Genomic DNA, 25,123 nt, shown 5'->3' with positions numbered 1-25,123 from the left:
CATATTTTATGTACTATTATTGCATCAAATTTCGTGTTCAACGATGATAGCAAATTTACCGGAAAATGAGGAGGATCGTTTAAAAGCACTTCAGTCCTACAATATTCTGGATAGTTTGCCGCAAAAGGATTATGATGACATTACCCGTTTAGCTTCCGAAATTTGCAACACACCGATTTCCCTGATCAGCTTTATTGATTCGGAACGGCAATGGTTTAAATCAAGTCATGGGGCAAAAGTAGCGGCTACGCCCAAAGAGTATGCTTTTTGCGCCCACGCCATTTTAAAGCCAGACGAAGTGATGATGGTTGAAGACGCCACAAAAGACGAGCGTTTTAAAGACAACCCCTTAACAACCGGCGATCCCAGGGTGGTTTTTTATACTGGTGTGCCTTTGGTGAACGAAGACGGCCACGCTTTGGGTACTTTGTGTGTGGTAGATTCGCAACCTAAAGTTTTGACAGAAAGCCAAATTATCGCTTTAAAAAGTCTGGCCAACCAGGTGATGGCGCAGTTGGAGTTGCGCCGAAAAGTGAAAGAGCTGGATGCGCTCACGTTAGAACTGCAAAAATCCAACGAGTATTTAGAGCGTTTTGCGCTGATGGCTTCGCACGATATTAAAAGCCCGCTAACCAGTATTATGCTGACGGGCCAGGTGCTTAAAGCGAAGTACCACAGTAGTTTAGACGAAAAAGGCAACCAGATGCTGGACATCGTTAATAGTTCGGCCAGCAGTTTACTCAAGTTTTTGAACCAGATGCTGGAGTACTCCAAATCGTACAATATCCTTACCCAAAAAAAGGATGAATTTTGTGTGAACGAACTGATCCAGGAAGTTTTGAAACTGGTTTCTGTCCCCGAGTCTTTTCGGGTAGAAACGCCGGAAGATTTATTGTACATCCGCACTTCCGCCATTGCGCTGGAACAAATCCTGATCAACCTTTTAAACAACGCCGTTCGTTACAATGATAAGGATGCCGGTTTTATCCGTTTAACTTTTGAGGAAAAGGCCGATTGCTACCAGTTTCGCGTGAGCGATAACGGCATAGGCATCGAACCAAAAAATTACGGTAAAATATTTGAGCCGATGGTAACGCTGAACAGCCGCGACCGTTACAATAAAAAAGGTTCGGGCATCGGATTATCAACCGTAAAAAATTTGGTGGACAGTTTAGGCGGACAAATTTGTGTAGAATCGGTTTTGAACGAAGGCACTACTTTTCAGTTTACGATCCGGAAGTAAGTTGATATTCAGGGAAATTCTTTTAAAAATTTGTGTGTGTTTTTGGCTGAAGCCTTGTCCTACCCATTTAACCGTTGGCTGAAGCCAACGGCAATGAATTACGAGCCGGAACAATTTAGGGCAGCTATAAAGGTATTCATTGCCGTCCCATTTATGGGACGGTAGCAAAGTGACAAAAATTGGCTTTAGCCAAAACCTATCATAAAGTTATTTTAAAAACGATTTCTCTGGGTTAATGCTTCTTTTATCGGCAAAAAATAAGTAGTCATCCTGAAATTGTCATTGCTTAAAATACCTTTTCGTGTGCAAAATTCTGTAAACGGTAACTAAATTGCCTGTAATTTTGTAATGTATTCCATAAGGAAACTTATATAAGTGAGCAATTCTTATTTTTCTATATCGTTCTTGAAATAGGTTTGGTTGCTGCTCGATCAAGTTTAATGTTTTAGAAAACTCTTTGAAAAACATACTTACAATAGTCAAAGAAATTTCACTATAATAAGATTCTATTTCTTCCAAATCTACGTAAGCCTCAAACCGAAAACGAATTTCATGCATATTTATCGGTTTAAAAACCGGCCTTGTATTTCCTCCAAAGTTTTATATTTGGCCTGGCCGTTTTCTTCCTGCGTGGTCATGTTGTCTATCATGGCTTTGTATTCGTCTGATAGTTCAAAATCAATATTCCCTCTGTTCAGCAGGATTTCGTAATCTTCCAACGAAAGCACCACTGCTGTCTTTTCGCCTTTATCGTTTACAATAAATTGAGTTGCCATAATTCAAATTTACTTTTTTAAAAGATGAATCAAAAGTTATTTGATACTTCTTTTACCACCTAAAAATCAGTCTTGCCGTAAGAATGCTTACTTTTGTATCCTTTATTTTGAAGCATGAACGCTGAAATTATCAAATCGCTTCCGGGCCGCTATTGCAATTCTTTAAACACGTATTTGCGTTGGTTAACGCGCGAAGTAACGATTGGCGATGTGCCGATGGGTGGAGCAAACCCGATCCGCATCCAAAGCATGACCACAACGGATACGATGGACACGGCCGGGACCGTAGCGCAAACCATCCGCATGGTAGAAGCCGGTTGCGAGTATGTGCGTATTACGGCGCCAAGCGTTAAAGAAGCACAAAACTTGGCTGAAATAAAAAAGCAATTGCGCCAGCAAGGTTACAATGTGCCGTTGGTAGCCGATATCCACTTCACACCAAACGCGGCCGAAGTTGCGGCACGCATTGTAGAAAAAGTGCGCATCAACCCCGGAAATTATGCCGATAAAAAACGTTTCGACGAACTAGTTTACACGCAATCGGAATATCAGAATGAGCTGGAGCGCATCTTTAAAAAGTTTACGCCGCTGGTCAACATCTGCAAAGAATACGGCACGGCAATGCGCATTGGCACCAACCACGGTTCGCTTTCCGACAGGATTATGAGCCAGTACGGCGATACGCCGCGCGGTATGGTCGAATCGGCAATGGAATTTATCCGAATGTGCGAAAGCCTGAATTATTATAATTTGGTGATCTCGATGAAATCCAGCAACCCGCAAGTAATGGTTCAGGCTTACCGGATGCTGGTGGAAACGATGGTGGCCGAAGGCATGAACTATCCGCTGCATCTGGGCGTAACCGAAGCCGGCGACGGTGAAGACGGCCGCATAAAATCAGCAGTTGGCATTGGCACGTTGTTGGAAGATGGTTTGGGCGATACCGTCCGCGTTTCTTTAACCGAAGAACCGGAATTTGAAGCACCGGTTGCGATAGCTTTGGTGGAGCGGTACAGGGAGCGGGGAGCGAAGAGCGGGGAGCGAGGAAAAGCAAACACAGTATTTGGAGCAAAGAGCGAGGAGCGCGCCGGTAGGATTGAACTTGTAAATCCGCTCTCCGCTCTATCTTCTTCGCTCTTTTCTCACTCTCCCTACGAATACAAGAAGCGCGAAACCTACGAAGCAAACGCTTTTATCGGCGGCCACATGGTGCCGCGTGTGGTGCTTGATTTTTCGGCCAGGAACTTAAAATATCCAGCTATTTTGGCAGATGCCGGTTATTTATATTCGCCTTTGCTGGATAAATACAACATGGCCGATCAGTCGGTTGATTTTGTTTACCTGGCGGATGAACTGCCTTCATTCGCTTTCCCCGGCAATCTCAAACAATTGTACAACTACAAAACCTGGCAGTTTTTAACCGATAAAAAGAACTGCCATCCGGTTTTTACGTTGAAAGAATTCAATACTTCCGCAGAAAAAGATGTAGCATTAAATTTAGTCAGGATCAAAAACAGGGACCTGCAAACCGAAGCTTTTGAGCAGATCAACGCCGATCAAACCTTAGTTTTTGTGATGGAAACAGACGAAGCCCACGGAATGGCCGATCAGCGCGCATGCTTCTTTTACCTGCAAAAAAATGGTATTGATGTGCCGGTGATTGTGAGGAGGAGGTATGAGGTTGGAGGTATGAGCTATGAGCCATCAGCCATCAGCAATCAGCAATCAGCTTCCGGTCTCACACCTCACACCTCAGACCTCACAACCCTTCTCCAACTCTATGCCGCCACCGATCTGGGCGCTTTGCTGGTAGATGGTTTTGGTGATGGCATTTGGATTGATGCGCCCGAAATCCCTGCCAAAACCATCACTTCTACCGCTTTTGGTATTTTGCAGGCTACGCGTTCGCGGATTTCTAAGACTGAATATATCTCGTGCCCAAGTTGCGGCCGAACGCTGTTCGATTTGCAAATTACTACGCAAATGATCCGCAGCCGTACTTCTCACCTCAAAGGATTAAAAATTGGTATTATGGGCTGCATTGTAAACGGCCCCGGCGAAATGGCCGATGCAGATTATGGTTATGTTGGCGCCGGCCCGGATAAAATTACGCTTTACCGCGGCAAAGAAGTGGTGAAGAAAAACGTTTCTTCGGCTTTGGCTTTGGATGAATTGATCGGGATTATTAAAACGGATGGGAATTGGATTGAACCGGAAGTGGTTTAGGATTCTATTGCTGTTTATTATTGAAAGTAATCGGCATAGTGTAAGCAGTTCTTGTTACAATACCCAGTTGGCTGCCAGGTTTCCACTTTGGGCTTTCCTTTAAAACCCGGATGGCTTCCTCATCAGCTTCTTTGTTCAAGCCTTTTAAAATCCGAATGTCTGTTAATGAACCATCTTTTTCTACCACAAAAGCGGTAGTAACTCTTCCTTTAACACCTTTTGGCGAACGAAGGTTTTTATGCAGGTAAGCAGCAAAAGCGGCTTCTCCACCTGGAAAATTCGGCAACATTTCAATGGCTCCAAGAAAACTTCCTGGATTTTTTTGTTGATTTGAAACAGAATCAGTTTGAACAACTTTTTGTGCCGATGCTTCTTTTATCCCCATAAAAACAGCAGCAAACATGGCCGCGGCCGAAAGCCATCGTTTCCAAATTGGCTTTGGAGGAGCAGGAACCAATTGAGATTGCTGGAACCTGCCGCAAACTTGCGTTGTGCTGCCCATCAAATAAGCTGCAATTTCATCATTCGTTTTATCGGTAAAATCAACCACTTTTTTCTGGCAACTGTTGCAGAAACGGCCGCCTGCTACGGGCGTCATTTCTTCCCATTTGCGGTTGCAGGTAAAGTTTAAACGGGCAATCGGTTGGTTTTCCATAATTAGTTTTACAATGATGCTTCCTCAAAAACTTCCTCCAAATCCAAAACAAATCCCGGCAAAATTGGCGTAGCGAGTTTATCGCCTGCGGCCAAAATTAGTGAGGCCACATACTTTCCTTCTGCATTTAAAGTATATTGCAACGCAGTTTGTTCTACCGGCCAAACAACCCAGTATTCTTTAATCCCTGCTTCCTCGTAAATCTCAAACTTGTTGCGCAGTTCTTTTTTGTTGTTGCCAGGCGAAAGGATTTCCACTACAATATCCGGCGCGCCAACACAACCACGGTCGTCCAATTTTGTCAAATCACAAACCACACAAATATCCGGCTGAAAAACTGTGGTAACGGTTTGATCGGCAGCGTTTTTCCTCGAAAGCCGGACATCAAAAGGTGCCGAATAAACATGACAAGGTTTCCGTTCTAAAAACACCGAAAGCTTTTTAAAAATTATTCCTGATAATCTTTGGTGAAACCTGTTTGGCGCAGGTGTCATTTTAAACAATTTACCTTTTAAAATTTCCAGCCGCTCATCAAAAGTCCAGGTCAAATAATCGGCGTAGGTGTAGGTTTTGTTAAAATCGAGGTCGCTTAGTTGCATGTTCGTCTTTGTTATTAATCAAAAATAACATTTAAAAGAAAGAAAAATCAACACCTATCACTATTCTATTTCTTTCAATAAATCCAGGAGTTCGCTGTTGGAGATGTTTTCTTTCTCGTTCTTATCATAAATAGTTAACAAGTAAACCGTAGTTTCAGAAACCCGAACGCAAATAATCACTCTTGCTCCGCCCAATTTGCCTTTACTTTTAGAAGCAATTGCCAAACGTATTTTAAAACAATTGTTGCCTATCGGTACGCCTTGTTCTGGTTCGTGTTCTAAAACAGAAATCAATTCGGCATATTCTGTTTTTAACGAAACGTATTTCTTGGAAAGTTTTTTTAAATCACGTCTAAACCTCGGGATTGCAATTACTTCAAAGTTCATCCAAAAGCGCTCTTGCCGGCGTTCCTTTTAGCTTGCCTTGTTTAATCAGGTTCATTTCTTCCACCGCTTCTTTAACGCCTTCCAAAACTTCAGCTTTGTATGCGGTAAGTGGCTTGGCTTTAACAAAATGTAAATTTTCTAACAGTTCCATCATAAACGGAACTTTGCCTTCCTCAATATCCAGCAGTATTTTCATAGTTAAATGTGTTTTGATTGATAAAAGTTAATCGCTTTTGTATCAAAATTACAGAAAATATTCCTGGTGTCTTGATTCATTTTTCTCAATTATCCGATGCTTCTTTTATCAACCTAAAATTGGTGTGTTCAAGAACAAATATTTTACCGCAGTCCAAACTTTCCGACTTTTCCGACTTCCGGACTTACCAGCTTTTGGACATTTTTTGGGCGTGCCCCTGCGGGTCGGGCTATCCGCTCCAAGTCCTCGCTCGTGCCTCGCTGCGGGCTTTCCGCTGCTATCCCTCACGCGGCCGCTCGCCTACCTTTCTATTGTAACATTCTCCGCAGAAAACAATGTTTTTAAAAACAGTGCCTGCCAATTGCAGTTTAGTTTAAAGCAGATCGTTGAACTCCCACTAACCCAAAAAACACCATGGCAAAAACAGTTTCATACCAAATTGTAAACATGCTGGCCGAGGCCGGCGTAAAACGTATATACGCCGTAACCGGCGATTCGTTAAACCACATCAATGATGCCGTGCACACCAGCGGAAAAATACAGTGGGTACACGTGCGGCACGAAGAGGTTGGTGCCTACGCCGCCGGTGCCGAAGCGCAACTCACGGGCGAACTGGCTTGTTGCGCAGGCAGCAGTGGGCCGGGCCATGTACATTTGATCAACGGTTTGTACGATGCCCATCGTTCGGGCGCGCCGGTTTTGGCCATTGCTTCCACCATCATGTCGCAAGAGTTTGGCACCGAATATTTTCAGGAAACCAACACCATCAAACTGTTTGACGATTGCAGCTATTACAACCAAGTGGCCATTACGCCCATGCAGTTGCCGCGGATGCTGCAGGCCGGCATCCAATATGCAATGAACCGGAAAGGCGTTTCGGTAATCGGGATCCCCGGCGATTTGACCAGCAAAGATGCCGAAGAAAGCGAAACTTCGATGCACTTTTACCGGCCGGAACCTTTAACCCGCCCGTCAGACAAGGAGTTGCAGGAACTGGCGGCCCTAATCGGCGAAAACCATAAAATCACGATTTTTTGTGGCATTGGCGTTGCCGGTGCGCACGACGAAGTGGTAGAACTGGCCGCCAAACTGAAAGCTACGGTTGGCTTTTCTTACCGCGGCAAAATGTTTATCCAGCACGATAACCCGTACGAAGTTGGCATGACGGGTTTGCTCGGCCTGCCTTCTGCTTACCACAGCATGCACGAATCGGATTTGGTCATTCTTCTTGGCACCGATTTTCCTTACGTCAATTTTATGCCCACCAAAAACAAGATTGTACAAATTGACACAAAACCCGAGCGTTTGGGCCGTCGTGCCAAATTAACAATGGGTTTGTGCGGCGATATCAAACATACTTTAAAAACGCTGATGCCTCTTTTATCGCCTAAAACCGACGACAGCTTTTTGCAAAGCCAGTTGGAATTTTACGGAAAAGTGAAAGAGAAAATGCAGACTTACGTGGATGACCGCGGCGAAAAAAATGCCATCCACCCGGAATTTGTGGCGGCTACGATTGATAAACTGGCCGATCAGGACGCTATTTTTACCATGGACACCGGCATGTGCTGCGTTTGGGGCGCGCGTTACATAAATTCGACCGGTAAAAGAAGCATGATCGGTTCGTTCAACCACGGCTCGATGGCGAACGCGATGCCACAGGCCATTGGTGCAGCATTGGCTTTTCCAAACCGGCAGGTAATTGCTTTTTGTGGTGATGGCGGGCTTTCGATGTTGCTGGGCGATCTGGCTACCATCGTTCAATACAAATTGCCCGTGAAACTGATCGTTTTCAACAACAAATCATTGGGCATGGTGAAGCTGGAAATGGAAGTGGCCGGCCTGCCCGACTGGCAAACCGATATGGCCAACCCGGATTTTGCCGCCGTTGCCGCTGCCTTTGGCATAAAAGGAATCACCGTAAACGAACCTGACAATTTGCAGCAAGCCATCCAACAAGCTTTTGCGTTTGACGGCCCGGCATTGGTCAACGTGATGACTGACCCAAATGCTTTGGCCATGCCGCCAAAAATAGAATTTGCGCAGGTAAAAGGTATGGCCTTGTCCATGAGCAAAATGATTTTAGATGGAAATGTGGACGAAGTTTTGGATACGGTGAAAGCCAATTACAAGCATATTAAGGATGTAATTTAAACTGTAAATTTTCTTTAGATTAGTGCTTAAATTTATTTGTATGAAAACTTTATTTTCAGTGCTGTTTGTTTTGATGGCTTTCAAAAGCTATTCGCAAAGTTTGTACAAACTTCCGGAGCAACCCAAAGCAAAATACAGTGCCCAGGATTCTATCGTTGCCGATCAAATTAATCAAAGTATCAACTTGTATGGAAAAGTTGAATTTGAAATAAACGGCCTAAATGTGAAAGCCGATCAGGTGTTTTATGACCAGAAGAACCATCAGGTTTTAGCGAAAGGATTAAATAGTTATACTTTTGATAAAAAGGTAAGTGTAGTTAAGGGTTCAAAAAATCGAACTTTGAAATATACGGTTGGTGGCGATACTGTTTTTATCGAGTAAATTTTGTAAATGCCATACAGGTATTTTAATAGTCGAATTATGCAAGTACAAGTAGATATAGATTTTAATCAACTGGTGCAGTTAGCTAAAAAGCTACCTGTGCCACAATGGAATGAGTTAAAAGCGGAAGTTGAAAAGAATTTGCCTGTTCAAATGGAGCCTGATACTGATTTTATAAAGTTGCTTTTATCCGGGCCAACATTTAGCGAAGAGCAGTTAAATGAAATTGCAGAAACCCGTAAAGCCATCAATCAATGGAGAACAAAATAATTCTAATTGATACCTCCATTTTAATTGATTATTTCCGAAAATCAAATAAAGTCAATTCAAAGTTTGTACACCTTGCATTACAGGGGTTTGTATTTCAAATATCTTCTGTAACAGAATATGAGATTTACTCAGGTGCTACACCAGAACAAATTCCTTTTTGGGATAAATTCTTAAACAAAGTTAAAGTTTTGCCTTTTGATCAAAACGTAGTGAAAAAGGCAGTAGCGATAAATCGAATTTTAAAGCAAAATCGTAACCTAATTGACCTGGCAGATTTATTTATTGCGGCCACAGCGATTGCCAATAATCTATCTTTTAGTACTTTAAACAGAAAACATTTTGATCGGGTTGATTTACTAAATATCATTGATTAACAAATATTTTTGCAAAAGAATCAAACTTTTGATTTTTTTGATACTGTTTTTATCAACTAAACTTTTCCCTTCAAAAACCCGGCACTAACTTCACAAACCTGTTCCAAACTTGTAGGCAAAAAATCTTCCAAGTAGGGATGATGGGCATTAAAAGTATGGTTGGCGCCGGGTGCAACAACCAAGTCGGATTTTGGCTGCTTTCTGTTCAGTTGCAACGCTTGGTTTACGTTGACAGTCGGGTCGGCATCGCCATGAACAATGAGCCAGGGTTGTTTTACTTCGGCGGCAGCCAAAAGAATATTTAAACGTTTCGAGTTTTGGTCGAGGTCGTCCAGCAAAGTTGCTTTTACCGGCATTTGCTGCCCGGTACGCGAATTGGGGAAATACAGTACGTTGGTCAGCCGCCATTGTGCTTCTATTTCTCTCGGCCATAAATTGTGAAAATCAGCAACGGAAGCCCAGGTGATCAGTTTTTCTACACGCGCATCTTCTGCTGCTTTGATGATGCTGATGCCGCCGCCCATGCTGTGGCCGATTAGCGATACTGTTTTTACCGGCATAAAATTGGCGCCGTTGGTGGCAAAATCAATCACCAGTTTTAAATCTTCCAGTTCGATGGAAAAAGTATTGTCGCTGAAAGCTTCCAGGTCAACAAAATCCATCGGATGTTCGGGCGTGGTGCCGTTGTGCGAAAAGTTGAACTTTAAGAAGCGGAAACCTTGTCCGGCAAAATATTGCGCCACTAAATTATGCGTTCCCCAATCTTTAAAGCCTTTAAAACCATGCGCAAAAATGACCAAAGGTGCATGTTTTTCCCGAATATCGTAAGTGATATCGGCCAGCATATTCCGGCCGGAAGAACCGGGGATTAAAAAGGTTTCCTGTTTGATGTGTTGGTTCATATTGATGCTTCTTTTATCGGGTAAAAATTAGTAAAATTTTATGGAAAAGATTTTGTTGTTAGAAAGACAAGTTGATACAAACCTGGTAAAAATATTATTTAAGCAAATTTCTGGTTGCTTGTATTAACGTTCTTTTTGCTTGAACAAAAAGAACCAAAAATTCAAGACAAACCCGATCCCTCCGGGCGTTTTGTCGGGCCTTTCCGCACCTGGGCGATGACCTGCCGCTGCGGAATGTAAAGCGGTTATATTGCACTTGTTTAACAACCTTTTTTCAGATGCTTCTTTTATCGGTATAAATTAGGTGGATTGAAAAAGAAAGTTGTTGTTTTTCTATCGTTGTCAGGGCCGCTTGCAGGTAGCCGCCCAGGAGCGTGGGGCTGAATGCCGCCCGGAGGCGATCCGGCATTCTTGATTTTTGGTTCTTTTGATCAAGCAAAAGAACGCACAAAGAAAAACAATTATCGCTTCGATGAAGATTTCTCCCTTCAAATTGAAATGACGAAAAAACGCAAAATGACAGCGAAAAAGAATGCTTCTTTTATCCACCTAAAACACGTAACTGAAAAAACTAATTTTCCCGATGCCAAAACGCCCAGGCAATTAAAACCGCCTGCAACGGCAAACGTATCCAGGCAACAGTTTTGGTAACCAGCCATTTCCCCAGCATAAAAGGCGCAATTTGGATCATGTAAATATGGGCCGGGATAAAAGCAACCAGCATTAAAATAATACCATAAACAGCGTATTTGCGCGTTGTTTTGAAAATTAGCATCAGGCCAAAAAGCAGCTCAAAAAAACCGGCCAGCAAGTTTAACAGCTTCGGAAAAGGCAGGTAAGGCGGGATCAGTTTTAAATACCCATCCGGGTTTGCAAAATGATTGGCACCGCCAACCAGGTACAGCGCGATGAGCAAAAACAGGCTAATTTGTTTTAGTTTAGACATAAAAACCAGTATCGGGATTTTAGCCGGAACAGGGAAAATTAAATAGCAATTTACTTACAAATAAAAAGGTTTAGCTTCTATTTAAATGCATTCTAAATAAAAGTGTTTGACAAAGCATTGACACTGCAACACACTGCTGTTAGTACTTTTGTTTCTCGATATAACAGCAGCCTTGAATTATTTAAAAGTTATTGCCTTTACGCACAAACAGATTGAATTGAAAGAACTGGGCAAACTGGTGATCTGTCAAGACAGCATTACGTCGAAACTGCAACAGGCCAAAGAATATTTTAACATCCCGGAGATTTTTTACCTCGCCACTTGCAACCGCGTAGAATTTGTGATGGCCACGGCGCAGGAAATAGACAAAGTTTTTGCCCGCAATTTTATCGAATTTATGAACATTGGGCTTCGCCAGCCTTATCTCGATACCTTTATTTCTGGCGCTTGCATTTACGAAGAAAAAGAGGCTTTAAACCATTTGCTGCGCACTTCCTGCTCGATGGAAAGTTTGGTGGTTGGCGAAAAAGAAATCCTGGCACAAATCCGCAAAGCTTACGAAACCTGCCGGGCTGCACAACTCACCGGCGATTATTTGCGCATGGTGATGAACCATGTGGTAAAAACAGCAAAAGAGGTTTATACCGATACCAATATTTCGCGCAACCCAATTTCGGTAGTTTCGTTGGCTTACCGCAAACTGCGCGAATTAAATTTGACTTCCAACGCCCGCATCCTGATTATCGGCGCCGGCGAAACCAATAAAAACATTTCCAAGTATTTGCAAAAACACAAATATTCTAACTTTGCTGTTTTTAACCGTACAAAATCTAAAGCTGATGAACTGGCCTTCGAACTGAAAGGCAAAGCTTTTGACCTGGCTGACCTGGCTCATTACCGTGAAGGTTTTGATGTGATCATCACTTGCACTTCTTCTGTTGAGCCGATTATTACCAAAGAAATTTACCAGGTTTTGCTGAACGGCGAAACCAACCGAAAAACAATTGTTGATTTGGCCGTGCCAAACGATACCGCAGCAGAAGTGATCGAACAATTTCCGGTCAATTACATTGAAGTGCATACGCTGAACGAGCTTTCCAAGAGCAATTTGCAGGAACGTTACCAGGAATTGATCCATGCCGAAAAAATCATCGAGCAAAACCTGATCGAATTTGTGCCCGTTTTAAAGCAACGCCGCATTGAAGTGGCCATGCGCGAAGTGCCGCAGAAAATCAAAGAAATCCGTAAAACCGCCGTAAGTTGTGTTTTTGCAGATGAAATTGAGCTGATGGACTTGCAATCGCGCGAAATACTGGAAAAGGTGATCAATTACATGGAAAAAAAGTACATCAGTGTACCGATGCGCATGGCAAAAGAAATTATGCTGCGCGATGGCAACTAACTTGTAAAAAGGTTATTTGCTGATACTGAAGTTGGTTAAACGTTTTTTGGCCGATGCTTCTTTTACCCTATAAAAATTGGTGCCTGTACCGGCCCGAACAAACTAAAAAACCAGGCAATTCCAATTTTTAGGCGATAAAAGAAGCATGGTGTTAAGCACAAACGAATAACTTTAAACAAGCCTTTATTTATCGTCAGAAAATTTCAATTTCTACAGATAAACCCCCATAAAATTTCTTAAACATCTACCTTTGCACATATTTTAACAGCAAAACTTTGAACCGGAAAATTACCATAGGAACACGCGGAAGTGATTTGGCTTTGTGGCAGGCCAACTTTGTGAAAGACCGTTTGGCCGAAATTAATGTTCAGGCTGTGCTTAAAATTATCAAAACACAAGGCGACCGTATTTTAAATTTGAGTTTTGATAAACTGGAAGGCAAAGGTTTTTTTACCAAAGAACTGGAAGAAGAACTGTTGGCCGGAACAATTGACCTGGCCGTGCATTCGCACAAAGATTTGCCGACCGAAAACCCGCCGGGACTAATTGTTGCCGCTGTTTCTGAGCGCGAAGACCCATCCGAATTGTTGTTGATTTTGAAGGATTGCGTGGATGTGAGGCAAAAGCTTTCGGTCAAATTTGGCGGTTTGGTAGGAACTTCATCAAACAGAAGAAAAGCACAATTGCTGGCCGTTCGCCCGGATTTGGAGATTGACGAATTGCGCGGCAACGTGCCAACACGCATCCAAAAATTGCGGAACGAAGAGTACGATGCCATTATGCTGGCCAAAGCCGGCGTAAGTCGTTTAGGTTTAGATTTAAGCGATTTATATGTAGAAGAAATAGGTCCAACTGAATTTATCCCGGCTCCCGCACAAGGTGTTTTAGCGATCCAGATCCGCGAAAACGATAAAGAACTGTTTGACGTTTTGCAAGCTTTAAACCACCCTGAAGTAGCCGAAACTTTAGCGGTTGAACGCAAAGTACTGCGTTTGTTTGGCGGCGGCTGCCATTTGCCTTTGGGTTGTTACTGCCGGAAAGAGGACGGTGTTTTCCAGGTTTTTACTTCTAAAGCAAACACCGAAGACGAAAAAGTGCCCGACCGTTACTTTACAGAAGCGCAAAGCACAGCAGGTTTGCCCGAAAAAATTGTGGCCAAATTTAACAATGGCCGCAAATTGCCTTCTGCTGTTTTTATCTCGCGTAATTTATCGGCACAAAGTTATTTCCGTAAAGCACTCGAAAAACATGGCGTTGCGATAGAAGCCCGTTCGCTCATCCGCACCGTTCCAATCATTACCAAACTGGATCCTTATATTTTGAGAAATGTGGACTGGGTGTTTTTTACCAGTAAAAACGGGGTCGAATATTTTTTCAACCTGCAACCGCAACTTCCAAAAAAAGTAAAATTTGGGGTGATGGGCAGCGGATCTGAAAGTGCATTACGTGCGATTGGTTACCGGGCAGACTATGTGGGCGAAAGTGTGGACAGTGCTGAAGTTGCAGCCGAATTTGCCAAACTGACCGATGGTTCTACCATTTTGTTTCCGGCTGCCGAAGATCCTTTGCGCAGTATCCAGCAGGCTTTATCCGAAGAAACTAAAATTATTGATTTGCCGGTTTATGAAACGGTTTTGGAAGATAACGCAGAAGCTTCTGCGGCCGATGTTTTGATTTTCACCAGTCCTTCCAACGTGGAAGCTTATTTTGCAGGCAATTTATTGGAAGTCGGCCAGCAGGTGATCGCCATCGGCAAATCAACCGGAAAAAAACTCGAAGAAAACAATGTAAAATATATGCTGCCGTATTCGCCGGACGAAGTTGGTTTGGCAGAAGCGGTGTTTGGGTTGGAGGTTAGCTGAGAGCGGTCAGATTTCGGCAATCAGTTTTCAGCAACCTAAAACACAATCAGCACCAAAATTTAACCGATAAAAACAGTATGTCAGCCAATTGCTGACAACTAAAAGCTAATAGCTCTTTATGCTCCAAAGACCAAGAAGAAACCGGAAATCAGAAGTTATCCGCCAAATGGTGCAGGAAACTGTTTTGCAGCCGGCCAACCTGATTTTTCCGTTGTTTATTGTAGATGGAAACGCGCAAAAAACGGAAGTCAATTCGATGCCGGGCATTTTTCGCCATTCCATAGATCATTTGCTGCGCGAAGTGGAAAGCTGCGTGAAGCTGGGTTTGAAAGCTTTTGACCTTTTCCCCAACATCGAAGAATCTTTAAAAGACAAATACGCCACCGAAAGCTACCGCGAAAACAGCCTGTATTTAAGGGCGATAAAAGAAGTAAAGCAAAATTTTCCCGAAGTTTGCGTGGTTACAGATGTGGCGATGGACCCTTACAGTTCTGACGGGCACGACGGAATCGTGGAAAACGGCGAAATTTTAAACGACGAAACGCTGGAAGTTTTAGGCAAAATGGCTTTGGCGCACGCACATGCCGGTGCCGATATCATTGCGCCTTCGGATATGATGGACGGCCGCGTGGGTTACATCCGCCAGGTTTTGGACGATAACAAGTTTACCAACGTTTCCATCATGTCGTACGCGGCAAAATATGCCAGCGCTTTTTATGGCCCGTTCCGCGATGCTTTAAAATCTGCCCCAAAACATGGCGATAAAAAAAGCTACCAGATGAACCCGGCCAACCAGCGCGAAGCATTGATTGAAGCACGTTTGGACGAAGCCGAAGGCGCCGATTTTTTAATGGTAAAACCGGCATTGCCGTATTTAGACGTGATTAAATTATTGCACGAAAACTCGGAATTGCCCATTGCAGCGTACAATGTAAGCGGCGAATACGCGATGATCAAATCTGCCGTAAAAAATGGCTGGCTGGATGAGCAGCGTGCAACAATGGAAGTTTTGCTTGGCATTCGTCGTGCCGGCGCAACTTCTATTTTAACTTATCACGCCAAAGAAGTGCTGGAAAAAGGCTGGCTTTGAGAAGGTGGAAAGGTGGGAAGCTGAAAGGTAAAAGGCAAAAAGGAACTGGCAACCGGCAACCGGCAACAAAAAACTGATAACAAAACAATGTTTGATTCATTAAAAAAAAGGTTTTCATCAACAGAAACAGAAGAACTAACGGCGCATCCGGCAGGCAAACCGGATATCAGCCGCGAAAAATCTGCGGAGCTGTACGAGAAAGCCAAAACTTATTTTCCAGGCGGCGTTAACTCGCCTGTCCGCGCTTTTAAATCTGTTTACGGCACGCCTTTGTTTATCCAAAAAGGCGATGGCTGCCATATTTGGGATGCCGACGGCAACCAGTTTATTGATTTCTGCGGGTCCTGGGGACCGTTGATTTTGGGGCACAACAACGCCAAAGTGCGCGAAAAAGTAACCGAAACAATGCAAAACGGCATGTCTTTCGGTGCGCCAACCGCTTTGGAAAACGAACTGGCCGAACTCATTTTAAAGCACAACAAATACATCCGGAAACTGCGTTTTGTAAGTTCCGGAACGGAAGCGGTAATGTCGGCCATCCGTTTGGCGCGCGGTTATACCAAGCGCGATAAAATATTAAAGTTCGAAGGCTGCTACCACGGCCATGTAGATTCTTTGCTGGTAAAAGCAGGTTCGGGTTTGGTTACTTTTGGCAAAACATCTTCTGCCGGTGTTCCAAAATCTTTTGCGGATGAAACGATCGTTGTTCCTTTAAATGATCGGGATGCGTTGAAATTAGCTTTCGAAGAATTTAAAGATCAGATTGCGGCCATCATCATCGAACCCATTCCGGCCAACAATGGTTTGTTGTTGCAGGAAAAAGAGTTTCTGCAATACGTTCGCGAAATTTGCACGGAAACGGGTGCCTTACTAATTTTTGATGAAGTAATCTCTGGTTTCCGCGTTGGTTTTGAAGGTGCTGCCGGATATTACCAAATTGCACCGGACATCATCACTTACGGAAAAATTATCGGTGGCGGCTTGCCCGTTGGCGCTTACGGTTCTTCGGCAGAAATTATGTCGAATATTTCTCCCGAAGGCCCTGTTTATCAGGCCGGAACTTTGTCAGGGAACCCCGTTGCCATGTCGGCCGGGATTGCACAATTAAGCGAATTGGCAAAATCCGGTTTTTACAAAGACCTGAACGCAAAGGCCGGAGAATTTGCAGATTCTATCCAGCGTTATGCCACAGCCAAAAACTATAAGCTCAAGGTTTTTCACGTTGGTTCTATTTTTTGGTTTGCTTTTACCGATAAGCCAAGTATCCGCCGTGCCGATGAAATTGACCCGGCAAGCATGGAAAAATTTAAAGTTTTTCACCGCGAGTTGCTGAACCGTGGCATTTACATCGGCCCGTCGGGTTACGAAGTTGGTTTTGTTTCTTCGGCCCACACCAAAATTGATTTGGAAAAAGCAAAACGCACGATATTTGAAAGCCTGGATTTTGTGTTTAGAAATAAGTAAATTATGCTTCTTTTACCGGTTAAAAATTTGTTTTTTGTTGTTGTCATCCTGAACTTGTTTCAGGATACCTCAAGATTGGTTTTGTCAAGATACTTTTCACGAGGGATACCGAACCAAGTATGGCATGGCAGTAAATCATGCTTCTTTTATCACCAAAAAATTCATGTTGCTTAAATTGATTATGCGCAAACCATTCTTCATCTTCTACTTCCTTACTTTTTATACACTTGCCGAACTGCTTTGGTGGAGCGTTTTGCTGGTACGTTCGCAGCCAACCCGGATTGCAATGATTTTGGGCGAACTGTCGGTTTTCATCATGGTCTTTTCGGTTGGTGCTTACTTTCTCCACAAATCCATCAATTCGGAAAGGCGTTTGCACCAACAGCAAAAAAACTTTTTGTTATCGGTTACGCACGAGTTAAAATCGCCGCTGGCTTCCATCAAATTGTATTTGCAAACCATTCAAAAACGCGATCTGAACCGAGAGCAGCAGTTAAATTTTGTGGGAAAATGTTTGATTGATATCGAAAGGCTGAACGACATGGTGGAAAACATGTTGATCGCCTCACGCATTGACAACAGTTCGTACACTTTCCCGAAAGAAAAATTTAACCTGTCAGAACTGGTTCAAACCATTGTCAGCCGTTTACAAATCAATAAATGCGATTGCAACCAGCAGATTATTGCTGCGGAAGTTGATCCGGGAATTGAAATTGTGGGCGATAAGTTTGCCTTGTCATCCATGGTCAACAACCTGGTTGAAAACGCCATTAAATATTCCGGCCCTTGCGAAGTGGTAGAAGTAAAGCTACGGCGCAAAGAACAATCGGTACATTTGATGGTTGCAGATCATGGTATCGGGATTGCCGATGCAGAAAAACCGCGTATTTTCGAAAAATTTTACCGCGTTGGCAACGAAGACACACGCAATACCAAAGGCACCGGTTTGGGATTGTTTATTGTAAAACACATTTTGGATAAGCACGAAGCCACGATAAAAGTGCGAGACAACAAACCATCGGGCAGTGTATTTGAAGTTGTATTTGGATAAAACCTAACCACTACTAAACCAATACTATGAGCAAGAAAAGAATTTTACTGGTAGAAGATGAAGAGCATTTGCTCGAAGCCATCAAACTAAACCTGGAGCTGGAAGGGTACAAAGTTTCGACAGCCGTTAACGGAAAAAAAGCGTTGCAGATTTTTAAAGAAGAACGTTTTAACCTGATCGTTCTGGACGTAATGCTGCCCGAAATTGATGGTTTCCAGGTAGCCGAAACCATTCGTTTGGAAAATTCGGAAGTGCCGATCATGTTTTTAACGGCAAAAAACACCAATGAAGACCGTGTGAACGGTTTGAAAAAAGGCGCCGATGATTACCTCACCAAACCTTTTAACCTGGAAGAACTGATCCTCCGCGTAAATAACCTGGTGAAAAGAGGCTTAAAAGGCGACGAACTGAAAGAATTTAACAGCTATAAAATCGGCGATAAAACCATTCATTTTAATTCTTTTGAATTGATTAATGATGACGGTTCCATCACGCCGCTCACCAAAAAGGAAACGATGCTGCTTAAACTGCTGATTGAACGCCGGAACGATGCGGTATCGCGCGAGCAGATTTTGGAAACGGTTTGGAACTACGATGTTTATCCGTCAACCAGAACGATTGACAACTTTATCCTCACGTTCCGTAAATATTTTGAACCTGACCCTAAAAACCCGGTTTATTTTCATTCCATCCGGGGCGTAGGCTATAAATTCACCGATCACAGTTAATGTTTACCAACCGGGCGAGGCAACTGGTTATTGCAGTTTTTATTTTGGTTTTGCTGTTCAGCATTTACGAGCGGGCTTTCGAAATTTCGGGCATTGCTCTGCTGGCCATCGGCGTTTTGCTTTGGGGATATTTTAAAGAAGGAACCGTAATTTTGGCGGCCAAAGATTTCCACGACAAAAACTACGAACAAACAGAAAACTTGCTTCGGCAGATTGACCGGCCAAACCTGTTGGCCAAAAAACGGCGCGGTTATTACGAATACATGATGGGCGGGATTGCTTTGCAAAAGCAGGATTTTGAAGCAGCAGAATGGCATTACGAAATAGCAGCGCAATATCCGCTTCGTTCTGTAAATGACCATGTTGCCGCTTTGGTTCATGTGGCCAACATCAGTTTACGCAATCATCGTTTTGATAAAGCCGAAGCCTATCTCGGCCTCGCCAAAAAGCAGGGAAGTAATTTAACAGCCAAGATGCGCGAAGTGATTTCAAAACTCGAAACAGAAATTCAACAACGAAAAAAATAGCTAATGCTTCTTTTATCTGCCTAAAATTTGATTTGTCATGCCGAACTTGTTTTGGCATCTTACAAGAAAGGTTTCGACTGAGAAGAGATCCTGAAACAAGTTCAGGATGACAAACGATGCTTCTTTTATCGGCCTAAAATTTGCAACAGCCTTAATGCTTCTTTTACCACCTAAAATATAATGATAAATACTTTACTGCTTGATGCCGCTTTTTCTAAACCAACCGAGCGTCCGCCTGTGTGGATGATGCGCCAGGCCGGTCGTTTTATGCCGCAATATTGGGAAATCAAGAACAAATATTCTTTTTTGGAGATGTGCAAAACGCCCGAAATTGCGGCCGATGTAACGATGTTGCCCGTTGATTTATTGGGTGTGGACGCGGCGATTTTATTCTCCGATATTTTGGTTACCGGCGAAGCTATGGGCGGCGATTTAAGTTTTACACAAGGCGTTGGCCCGCGGTTTGCAAATCCGGTTCGCACGGCTCAAGATGTTGATGCTTTGGAAACCGAAGTCAGCGGCCGTTTGCAGTATGTTGCCGATGCGATCAAAGTGATCCAGCAAAGGTTGAACGGTAAAATTCCGTTGATTGGTTTTGCCGGCGCGCCTTTTACGGTGATGAGTTATCTGGTGGAAGGCGGGTCATCGAAAGATTTTAAGCGCACCAAGTTGATGCTGCACAACGAGCCGGAACTGGCACATCGTTTACTGGCTAAAATTGCAACGGTTACGGCTGATTATTTGAACTTGCAAATTGCGGCCGGTGTAAATGCGGTTCAAATTTTTGACAGTTGGGCACAAGCGTTGAGTTGGGACGATTACACCGAATTTTCGCACCAATATATTGCAGAGATCATTAGCAAATTACACCGGAAAGATATTCCCGTAATTTCGTTTTGTAAAGGAAGTTCTGTCTTTGCGCCGTTAATGGCCGAAGCAAAACCGGATGTGGTTTCGATTGATTGGAACGTGGATTTGTTGGACATCAAAAAGAGGCTGCCAAAAACAGTAGCGGTGCAAGGCAACCTGGACCCGCATATTTTGTATGCAAATAAAAAGGTGATTAAAGAACGCATCCACAAGTTGTTCGAAAGGATGCGCGGCGAAAACGGTTTTATTTTCAACCTCGGACACGGCATTATGCCCGATATTCCTTTTGATAATGTAAAGTACGTGGTTGAGGTGATTAAGGAGTTTAGGTATTAGGATAGACAAACACAAAAAACAGGCATAAAAGAAGTATCCATGTATTTGTACCTAAAAGCCGTCCATATCATTTTTGTAGTCAGTTGGATGGCCGGGCTTTTTTATGTGGTGCGCTTGTTTATTTACCATACCGAAGCCAAAGAACGGCCGGAAGCAGAGCAAAAAATCCTGTTTCCACAGTTTGAAATGATGCAGCGAAAGTTGTTTAACATCATTACCACACCGGCCATGGTTTTAACGCTTTTGGCTGGAATTGTAATGGTTTATTTGCAGCCCGCCTGGCTACAGCAAAGTTGGTTACAAGTAAAATTAGGCTTTGTACTTGGGTTGATCGTTTACCATTTCATCTGTCAAAACATGATGCAACAATTGCGCAAAGGCATTTTCAAATTCACTTCTACGCAATTGCGGATTTGGAACGAAGTTGCTACAATACTGCTTTTTGCCATTGTTTTTTTGGCCGTGCTTAAAAATGGTGTAGATTGGATTTATGGTTTGATTGGCTTGCTGGTGTTCTCGCTGATGATTATGTCGGCAGTGAAGATTTACAAGTATTACCGGTTGAAGAGGTAGGGATTGTTAAAACTGTTGACTTTAAATTTTTAGTATAAAAAGCTTAGTCTTGTTTACCATTTAACCATAACTTGATACTTTATAAAGTTTTCATCTTTGGTAATAATGGTCAGTTGCTCAGATATTGCTTGGGAAATAATCATCCTGTCAAAAGGGTCTTTATGATGATATTCAAGCGTATTCAGGATTTGAATATGTTCAAAGGTAATAGGTAGTATTTCAATATCAAGGTCAGTTAGGAAATCAATGATTTTATCAAATTCTGATTTCAATTCAAGCTTGTTCAAACTTACTTTAATTGCAATTTCCCAGATACTTGCAATGCTGATAAAGCATTCATTATTGATATTTTTAACATCACTTATAGCTCTTTCAGGTAGTAATTCATCTCCGTTTATAAACCATATTAAAACATGAGTATCTATGAGAAATCGCATCACATGTAATCTTTAAAATCTTCTAAAGGTTCATCAAAGTCAGCTGCCATTTTAAAAAAGTCTTTAGCATAACCAAATTGACGTTCTTTAATCTGCTTCTTTGCTTTTGATTTTTGTTTTAAAAATGCTGCAAAGTCAGCAACTTCCTTTTTTAAATCATCAGGCAATGCAGTAATTTGATTGTACAATTCAATATCTGTCATAATAGTAAAGTTAAGGGTTTTTACGAAATTATTTCAATTATTCATACCGCACCTCTTTCCCATCCTTCCAAATCCTACGTACTTCTTTTACCGCCTTAATTTCATTGGCCGGTTTTCCTTGCACCGCAACCAAATCAGCCCAAAAACCGGCTTTAATTTGTCCTAAATTTGGCAGCTTAAAAACAGCCGCGTTTACCGAAGTGGCCGAACGCAAAATATCAATCGGTTTCATGCCGTATTCTGCCATCAACAATATTTCTTTGGCATTATCACCATGCGTAAAAACGCCGACATCGCCTCCCTTGTAAATGGTTACGCCTGCTTTTAAGGCTTCGGTAAAAATTAAATGTTTGTTTGGTTACCACGCTTTTCGGCCCGTAACTTCCGGTTGCAACAATAGGACTGGTTGCAAACAATATCTCCGCGGGTTGCCTTTAATCAAAACCCACCAGCCTTCGTGCATTTGCTGCCCGTCGAAAACGCGGTCGGGCTTTAATAAAGTTGTTTTTTGGGCGAAGGAGAAATTAAATGAGAAAAGTAAAATCCAAAGTAACAATCGTTTCATATTGCTAAATGTAAACCAATTTTAGGTGGATAAAAGAAGCATCGGTGCTAAAGCTTGCTGTCTAACCTAAAATTTACAATCAAAGAAATAGATTGATGCTTCTTTTACAGCATAAATTTCAGGGAACCGTGTTTCACCTCAAATATCGCTCAATCGTGGTTTTTGTTCCAACCAAATTTGATCTTGCCGTTATCACCGTCAGAAGCTAAAATATGCAAAACGATGCCTTTCATGCGCCTGTCCTGTTTTTCCTGCTGATTGGTAATGTCTTCATCTTTTTTCGGGTTTCGCAGCGGTACGTCCAACGCAATATTGGTCCCTTTGGTAAAACCGTAAACACCGGCCACGTTCATGTTCAGCACGCTCGAATTGATCATCATCGGGTTGATGGTAATTTTATCGCCGTGCAAATCAAACTTGCCGTTCAGGTTGTCAATCATAATATTCCTGACATCGCGAAAAGGAAAGGCAAACTTGCCCACGTTTACAATCGGGTCAAAATCAATCAAAGCGCCTTTTTTTAAATTGAGGTTAACCGTTCCGTTGATCGAACGCGGAACGACTTTCCCCTGGTCGGTCACATTTCCGGAGATGTTGGATTTGAGCGAAAGAAACCCGCGCAGGTTTTTGTAGTTAAAACCCTGTATCCCAAAATTATCAAACGAATAAAAGAAGTTGCTGATATTGACATTGTTAACATTTGTATTGATGGCAAAATGGTTGGTTGCGCCATTTTGCGAAATCGTTCCGTTGAGGTTGACCGAGCCACCTGCATTTTTAACGCTTACATTTTTAAGTTGGATGCCATCTTCCGAAAGCAGCAGGTCGGCGATCACATCGGTCGCCAAAAATTTATAATAGTACGCTTTGTCCACACGGATGTGCATATCGGCTTTGCCTTTTTCTAAAACCGTGTTCAACTGGTCGGCAAAGTTGCTGCTGCTTTTTTTCTTTTTTAGGCGGATGCTTCTTTTATCGGATAAAAAACCCAGAAACTCGCCCAGGTACATTTGCGGGCTGCGGATTTGCCAGTTTACCAAAATCTTTTCCGGGTCGGTATAATACAAGTTCATAAAGTTGCGCACGCTGCCTTCCATAAAAACAATGCTTTTCCCGCTTTGCAAATGGATGTTTTTAAGGAACAAATCGTTGCCGGTAATATTTAACGAAATGGATGTATTTTTGAAAACCAACTTGCGCGGCACATAATTTGCGTCCGCATTTTGAATGTTGATGTAGCCGCTTACCACAGGTTTTACTAATTTAAAATTGACAATATCTGCCTTGTAATTAAATTTCAGGTCGGCTGTTCCCCTGCTAAAATTAAGGGTTTCATCAAACAAATGGTTCAAACGGTTTACGGCAAATTTGGAACGAAAAGTTCCTGTTGCAATCGGTTTTTCCAGATTGCTGATGATGCCGGTATCAACCGTAAAAGGCACCTGCTCATAATTTCCGGTCAAATGGTACAATTTAATGGCCGAGTTTTGATCCGTCAAACCTTTGCCTTTTACATATTCATTGGTGTACAAACCTACAAAACTGCAACTATCAATGGTGCCGCCGGGCGTAGTCAGCGTATTGTTTTTAACGGAGGTATTTACATTCACCGCTAAATCTCCGCCGCTAAAATTTCCGGACAGCATACAACTTGCTGCAATCGGGTTTTTAAGGTCAAACATATCCAAATGTTTGGCAATATTGGCGGCCAGCAAAGCCGAGGCACGTCTCCACAAAATCCCATTGGTGGCAATGCTGATGGTAAAGTTGCCTGCATTTTTTATCGTGCTAAAATTAGCGCCGATGGTAAAAGGGTCGCCACCGATGTTCAGCATGTTTGGTTCAACCGTAATTACGCCTGTTGCTGCCTGGTAATTGGCCGCAATGGTGCCTTCAACCATTTTGTTTTTGATGAAACTTCCGCGGTTTGTGTTAAAAGACAGATCATTGGCCAAAACTTTAAGGTTGATATCTGCATTCCAGTCGTCGCCCGGGTAATCCATTTTCCCTTTTAAATCTTCAACCGAAAAATGAAAAAGCTTGTGCCCTTTTTGATTATCTAAAACAAAATTAACCTGAGACAAAGTAAATTTTCTGATCTCGGGCGCCGTGCTGCTTACTTTTTTTGAATTGGCTTTGGTTTCATCTTTCTTCTTCAAAACAAAGGTATTGCTATAGCCGGTGCTGTCGGTATATAAATAAATGGTGGCCTGGTTAATGCCAATTTTATTGATTTCGATGGTGCCAACTAAAAGCGCAAAAGGGTTTACGGTGATGTCAAAATCTTTGGCTTCCAATAAAGTGTGGTGGTGTATTTTCCACAAACTATCGCGCAAAACCACATTTTGAAGCGAAACGGAAACGCCCGGAAAGCCGCTCAAAAAAGCAGGTTCCATCGAGGCAACGGTAAGCGAGCCGCCGCGCAGGTTTTTGTTCAGTTCTTTGGTAATGGCATTTAGGATTTTGGCTTTGTGGAAGTTGACGTAAACCGAAGCGCCGACCAAAGCCAGCAGCAACAAACCTGCAACAACGGCAACTATTTTTAATATGGTTTTTAACCAGCGCGGCATATTTAATTTTATTAGCTAAAGTTTTTAAAGGTTTACTTTGTTTTGCAAAAGCGTGAAGCTTGGCTATTTTACAATATAGTTGTTTAAACTTAATTTTCCTGACAAATGCTTCTTTTATGGCATAAAAATAAAGGACACACACCCCTAACCCCTCTCGAGAGGGGAAATATGGCACCTACCTTTCTAACGATAGAAAGGTAGCAAACCGTGCTTCCTCTTGAGAGGAGTTAGGGGTGTGTCTTTCATTAATCATTAAATAAATAGAATAATTAACACCAAAAGTTTAAACAAATCAATATAGGCAGAAAAACAACGATCAACAAAATTGTAAAAAT

29 protein-coding genes are annotated in these 25,123 nt (G+C 42.6%); 15 read left to right on the top strand and 14 right to left on the bottom strand.

Annotation, left to right across the window (positions count from 1 at the left end; all coding sequences use genetic code 11):
* Positions 1–43 precede the first annotated feature (43 nt).
* Positions 44–1,243 carry an ATP-binding protein gene (locus V5804_RS11700; protein WP_369591568.1) on the top strand — a complete coding sequence of 400 codons (1,200 nt, stop codon included), beginning with the start codon at positions 44–46 and terminating at the stop codon, positions 1,241–1,243.
* Between the two features lie 279 nt (positions 1,244–1,522).
* Here the strand turns inward: V5804_RS11700 and V5804_RS11695 are convergent, their stop codons facing one another.
* Both V5804_RS11695 and V5804_RS11690 read right to left on the bottom strand, forming a co-directional pair.
* Entirely contained in the window at positions 1,523–1,801 is a 279-nt protein-coding gene (locus V5804_RS11695) for a type II toxin-antitoxin system RelE/ParE family toxin (RefSeq protein WP_369591567.1), read from the bottom strand.
* Positions 1,802–1,803: 2 nt separating this feature from the next.
* Complete coding sequence (locus V5804_RS11690) at positions 1,804–2,019, bottom strand: hypothetical protein (protein WP_369591566.1); 216 nt, start codon at positions 2,017–2,019, stop codon at positions 1,804–1,806.
* 114 nt (positions 2,020–2,133) lie between these two features.
* Here V5804_RS11690 and ispG point away from each other — a divergent pair, with 114 nt between their 5' ends.
* A complete protein-coding gene (gene ispG / locus V5804_RS11685) occupies positions 2,134–4,245 on the top strand; it encodes a (E)-4-hydroxy-3-methylbut-2-enyl-diphosphate synthase (RefSeq protein ID WP_369591565.1) in 2,112 nt (703 codons plus the stop codon).
* A 4-nt stretch (positions 4,246–4,249) separates the two neighbouring features.
* On the opposite strand, the gene V5804_RS11680 is transcribed toward ispG, so the two are convergent.
* From V5804_RS11680 to V5804_RS11665, 4 genes are read right to left on the bottom strand one after another with little or no spacing between them, the layout of a single operon-like run.
* Positions 4,250–4,900 carry an energy transducer TonB gene (locus V5804_RS11680; RefSeq protein ID WP_369591564.1) on the bottom strand — a complete coding sequence of 217 codons (651 nt, stop codon included), beginning with the start codon at positions 4,898–4,900 and terminating at the stop codon, positions 4,250–4,252.
* An 8-nt stretch (positions 4,901–4,908) separates the two neighbouring features.
* Positions 4,909–5,499: a Uma2 family endonuclease gene (locus V5804_RS11675; protein ID WP_369591563.1), complete on the bottom strand. Its 591-nt coding sequence runs from the start codon at positions 5,497–5,499 to the stop codon at positions 4,909–4,911.
* Between the two features lie 60 nt (positions 5,500–5,559).
* Complete coding sequence (locus V5804_RS11670; protein WP_369591562.1) at positions 5,560–5,886, bottom strand: type II toxin-antitoxin system RelE/ParE family toxin; 327 nt, start codon at positions 5,884–5,886, stop codon at positions 5,560–5,562.
* A complete protein-coding gene (locus V5804_RS11665) occupies positions 5,876–6,082 on the bottom strand; it encodes a hypothetical protein (RefSeq protein WP_369591561.1) in 207 nt (68 codons plus the stop codon). Before V5804_RS11665 ends, V5804_RS11670 begins: the two co-directional genes overlap by 11 nt.
* Positions 6,083–6,496: 414 nt before the next feature.
* On the opposite strand from V5804_RS11665, the gene V5804_RS11660 reads away from it, so the two are divergent.
* From V5804_RS11660 to V5804_RS11645, 4 genes are read left to right on the top strand one after another with little or no spacing between them, the layout of a single operon-like run.
* Positions 6,497–8,236: a thiamine pyrophosphate-dependent enzyme gene (locus tag V5804_RS11660; protein ID WP_369591560.1), complete on the top strand. Its 1,740-nt coding sequence runs from the start codon at positions 6,497–6,499 to the stop codon at positions 8,234–8,236.
* A gap of 40 nt (positions 8,237–8,276) precedes the next feature.
* Positions 8,277–8,618, top strand: a complete 342-nt coding sequence (locus V5804_RS11655; RefSeq protein WP_369591559.1) for a hypothetical protein — start codon at positions 8,277–8,279, stop codon at positions 8,616–8,618.
* Between the two features lie 39 nt (positions 8,619–8,657).
* Entirely contained in the window at positions 8,658–8,888 is a 231-nt protein-coding gene (locus V5804_RS11650) for a hypothetical protein (RefSeq protein ID WP_369591558.1), read from the top strand.
* Positions 8,873–9,262, top strand: coding sequence for a type II toxin-antitoxin system VapC family toxin (locus V5804_RS11645; RefSeq protein WP_369591557.1), 390 nt, complete (start codon positions 8,873–8,875; stop codon positions 9,260–9,262). Before V5804_RS11650 ends, V5804_RS11645 begins: the two co-directional genes overlap by 16 nt.
* A gap of 56 nt (positions 9,263–9,318) precedes the next feature.
* On the opposite strand, the gene V5804_RS11640 is transcribed toward V5804_RS11645, so the two are convergent.
* The 3 genes from V5804_RS11640 to V5804_RS11630 all read right to left on the bottom strand — a co-directional run bounded on the left by V5804_RS11640 (position 9,319) and on the right by V5804_RS11630 (position 11,110).
* Positions 9,319–10,164, bottom strand: coding sequence for an alpha/beta hydrolase family protein (locus tag V5804_RS11640; RefSeq protein WP_369591556.1), 846 nt, complete (start codon positions 10,162–10,164; stop codon positions 9,319–9,321).
* 274 nt (positions 10,165–10,438) lie between these two features.
* A complete protein-coding gene (locus V5804_RS11635) occupies positions 10,439–10,573 on the bottom strand; it encodes a hypothetical protein (RefSeq protein ID WP_369591555.1) in 135 nt (44 codons plus the stop codon).
* A 162-nt stretch (positions 10,574–10,735) separates the two neighbouring features.
* Complete coding sequence (locus tag V5804_RS11630; RefSeq protein WP_369591554.1) at positions 10,736–11,110, bottom strand: MauE/DoxX family redox-associated membrane protein; 375 nt, start codon at positions 11,108–11,110, stop codon at positions 10,736–10,738.
* A 172-nt stretch (positions 11,111–11,282) separates the two neighbouring features.
* Between V5804_RS11630 and hemA the strand changes: the two genes are divergently transcribed.
* From hemA to hemJ, 9 genes are all read left to right on the top strand, one after another.
* Positions 11,283–12,512 (top strand): glutamyl-tRNA reductase, encoded by a 1,230-nt coding sequence (gene hemA, locus V5804_RS11625; RefSeq protein WP_369591553.1) that lies wholly within the window; start codon positions 11,283–11,285, stop codon positions 12,510–12,512.
* Positions 12,513–12,787: 275 nt separating this feature from the next.
* Positions 12,788–14,374, top strand: coding sequence for a hydroxymethylbilane synthase (gene hemC / locus V5804_RS11620; protein ID WP_369591552.1), 1,587 nt, complete (start codon positions 12,788–12,790; stop codon positions 14,372–14,374).
* A gap of 118 nt (positions 14,375–14,492) precedes the next feature.
* Positions 14,493–15,464: a porphobilinogen synthase gene (gene hemB / locus V5804_RS11615; RefSeq protein ID WP_369591551.1), complete on the top strand. Its 972-nt coding sequence runs from the start codon at positions 14,493–14,495 to the stop codon at positions 15,462–15,464.
* Positions 15,465–15,551: 87 nt separating this feature from the next.
* Complete coding sequence (hemL, locus tag V5804_RS11610) at positions 15,552–16,928, top strand: glutamate-1-semialdehyde 2,1-aminomutase (protein ID WP_369591550.1); 1,377 nt, start codon at positions 15,552–15,554, stop codon at positions 16,926–16,928.
* 181 nt (positions 16,929–17,109) lie between these two features.
* Positions 17,110–17,979, top strand: coding sequence for a sensor histidine kinase (locus tag V5804_RS11605; RefSeq protein WP_369591605.1), 870 nt, complete (start codon positions 17,110–17,112; stop codon positions 17,977–17,979).
* Positions 17,980–18,005: 26 nt separating this feature from the next.
* Positions 18,006–18,707 carry a response regulator transcription factor gene (locus V5804_RS11600; RefSeq protein ID WP_299288917.1) on the top strand — a complete coding sequence of 234 codons (702 nt, stop codon included), beginning with the start codon at positions 18,006–18,008 and terminating at the stop codon, positions 18,705–18,707.
* Positions 18,707–19,234, top strand: a complete 528-nt coding sequence (locus V5804_RS11595) for a tetratricopeptide repeat protein (protein ID WP_369591549.1) — start codon at positions 18,707–18,709, stop codon at positions 19,232–19,234. The genes V5804_RS11600 and V5804_RS11595 overlap by 1 nt, the downstream gene beginning before the upstream one ends.
* A 180-nt stretch (positions 19,235–19,414) precedes the next feature.
* Positions 19,415–20,440 (top strand): uroporphyrinogen decarboxylase, encoded by a 1,026-nt coding sequence (gene hemE / locus V5804_RS11590; RefSeq protein WP_369591548.1) that lies wholly within the window; start codon positions 19,415–19,417, stop codon positions 20,438–20,440.
* Positions 20,441–20,479: 39 nt separating this feature from the next.
* Positions 20,480–21,013, top strand: a complete 534-nt coding sequence (gene hemJ, locus V5804_RS11585; RefSeq protein ID WP_369591547.1) for a protoporphyrinogen oxidase HemJ — start codon at positions 20,480–20,482, stop codon at positions 21,011–21,013.
* A 53-nt stretch (positions 21,014–21,066) separates the two neighbouring features.
* Here the strand turns inward: hemJ and V5804_RS11580 are convergent, their stop codons facing one another.
* The 5 genes from V5804_RS11580 to V5804_RS11560 form a co-directional block, all read right to left on the bottom strand.
* Positions 21,067–21,450: a type II toxin-antitoxin system VapC family toxin gene (locus V5804_RS11580; RefSeq protein WP_369591546.1), complete on the bottom strand. Its 384-nt coding sequence runs from the start codon at positions 21,448–21,450 to the stop codon at positions 21,067–21,069.
* Positions 21,450–21,653 (bottom strand): DUF2281 domain-containing protein, encoded by a 204-nt coding sequence (locus V5804_RS11575; protein WP_369591545.1) that lies wholly within the window; start codon positions 21,651–21,653, stop codon positions 21,450–21,452. The genes V5804_RS11580 and V5804_RS11575 overlap by 1 nt, the downstream gene beginning before the upstream one ends.
* Before the next feature lie 37 nt (positions 21,654–21,690).
* Positions 21,691–21,996 (bottom strand): amidohydrolase family protein, encoded by a 306-nt coding sequence (locus V5804_RS11570; RefSeq protein ID WP_369591604.1) that lies wholly within the window; start codon positions 21,994–21,996, stop codon positions 21,691–21,693.
* Between the two features lie 15 nt (positions 21,997–22,011).
* The gene (locus V5804_RS11565; protein ID WP_369591544.1) at positions 22,012–22,218 is read right to left on the bottom strand and encodes a hypothetical protein; all 207 of its coding nucleotides are present in this window, start codon (positions 22,216–22,218) and stop codon (positions 22,012–22,014) included.
* Positions 22,219–22,367: 149 nt separating this feature from the next.
* Positions 22,368–24,788 (bottom strand): AsmA family protein, encoded by a 2,421-nt coding sequence (locus V5804_RS11560; protein ID WP_369591543.1) that lies wholly within the window; start codon positions 24,786–24,788, stop codon positions 22,368–22,370.
* Positions 24,789–25,123: the final 335 nt, after the last annotated feature.

Source organism: Mucilaginibacter sp., from assembly GCF_041088075.1.
Classification (GTDB): Bacteria; Bacteroidota; Bacteroidia; order Sphingobacteriales; family Sphingobacteriaceae; genus Mucilaginibacter_A.
The sequence above is the reverse complement of the archived record's forward strand: the minus strand, read 5'-3'. Positions and strand labels throughout refer to the sequence as shown.

Coding starts and splice junctions, on each gene's coding strand:
- ispG (WP_369591565.1), top strand. CDS start 2,134: ATGAACGCTGAAATTATCAAATCGCTTCCGGGCCGCTATTGCAATTCT.
- V5804_RS11635 (WP_369591555.1), bottom strand. CDS start 10,573: ATGCCGGATCGCCTCCGGGCGGCATTCAGCCCCACGCTCCTGGGCGGC.
- V5804_RS11575 (WP_369591545.1), bottom strand. CDS start 21,653: ATGACAGATATTGAATTGTACAATCAAATTACTGCATTGCCTGATGAT.
- V5804_RS11700 (WP_369591568.1), top strand. CDS start 44: ATGATAGCAAATTTACCGGAAAATGAGGAGGATCGTTTAAAAGCACTT.
- V5804_RS11580 (WP_369591546.1), bottom strand. CDS start 21,450: ATGCGATTTCTCATAGATACTCATGTTTTAATATGGTTTATAAACGGA.
- V5804_RS11560 (WP_369591543.1), bottom strand. CDS start 24,788: ATGCCGCGCTGGTTAAAAACCATATTAAAAATAGTTGCCGTTGTTGCA.
- V5804_RS11595 (WP_369591549.1), top strand. CDS start 18,707: ATGTTTACCAACCGGGCGAGGCAACTGGTTATTGCAGTTTTTATTTTG.
- V5804_RS11680 (WP_369591564.1), bottom strand. CDS start 4,900: ATGGAAAACCAACCGATTGCCCGTTTAAACTTTACCTGCAACCGCAAA.
- V5804_RS11695 (WP_369591567.1), bottom strand. CDS start 1,801: ATGCATGAAATTCGTTTTCGGTTTGAGGCTTACGTAGATTTGGAAGAA.
- hemL (WP_369591550.1), top strand. CDS start 15,552: ATGTTTGATTCATTAAAAAAAAGGTTTTCATCAACAGAAACAGAAGAA.
- V5804_RS11655 (WP_369591559.1), top strand. CDS start 8,277: ATGAAAACTTTATTTTCAGTGCTGTTTGTTTTGATGGCTTTCAAAAGC.
- V5804_RS11600 (WP_299288917.1), top strand. CDS start 18,006: ATGAGCAAGAAAAGAATTTTACTGGTAGAAGATGAAGAGCATTTGCTC.
- V5804_RS11645 (WP_369591557.1), top strand. CDS start 8,873: ATGGAGAACAAAATAATTCTAATTGATACCTCCATTTTAATTGATTAT.
- V5804_RS11640 (WP_369591556.1), bottom strand. CDS start 10,164: ATGAACCAACACATCAAACAGGAAACCTTTTTAATCCCCGGTTCTTCC.
- V5804_RS11660 (WP_369591560.1), top strand. CDS start 6,497: ATGGCAAAAACAGTTTCATACCAAATTGTAAACATGCTGGCCGAGGCC.
- V5804_RS11605 (WP_369591605.1), top strand. CDS start 17,110: ATGCGCAAACCATTCTTCATCTTCTACTTCCTTACTTTTTATACACTT.
- V5804_RS11675 (WP_369591563.1), bottom strand. CDS start 5,499: ATGCAACTAAGCGACCTCGATTTTAACAAAACCTACACCTACGCCGAT.
- hemJ (WP_369591547.1), top strand. CDS start 20,480: ATGTATTTGTACCTAAAAGCCGTCCATATCATTTTTGTAGTCAGTTGG.
- V5804_RS11565 (WP_369591544.1), bottom strand. CDS start 22,218: ATGAAACGATTGTTACTTTGGATTTTACTTTTCTCATTTAATTTCTCC.
- V5804_RS11670 (WP_369591562.1), bottom strand. CDS start 5,886: ATGAACTTTGAAGTAATTGCAATCCCGAGGTTTAGACGTGATTTAAAA.
- hemE (WP_369591548.1), top strand. CDS start 19,415: ATGATAAATACTTTACTGCTTGATGCCGCTTTTTCTAAACCAACCGAG.
- V5804_RS11630 (WP_369591554.1), bottom strand. CDS start 11,110: ATGTCTAAACTAAAACAAATTAGCCTGTTTTTGCTCATCGCGCTGTAC.
- hemB (WP_369591551.1), top strand. CDS start 14,493: ATGCTCCAAAGACCAAGAAGAAACCGGAAATCAGAAGTTATCCGCCAA.
- V5804_RS11665 (WP_369591561.1), bottom strand. CDS start 6,082: ATGAAAATACTGCTGGATATTGAGGAAGGCAAAGTTCCGTTTATGATG.
- V5804_RS11690 (WP_369591566.1), bottom strand. CDS start 2,019: ATGGCAACTCAATTTATTGTAAACGATAAAGGCGAAAAGACAGCAGTG.
- V5804_RS11650 (WP_369591558.1), top strand. CDS start 8,658: ATGCAAGTACAAGTAGATATAGATTTTAATCAACTGGTGCAGTTAGCT.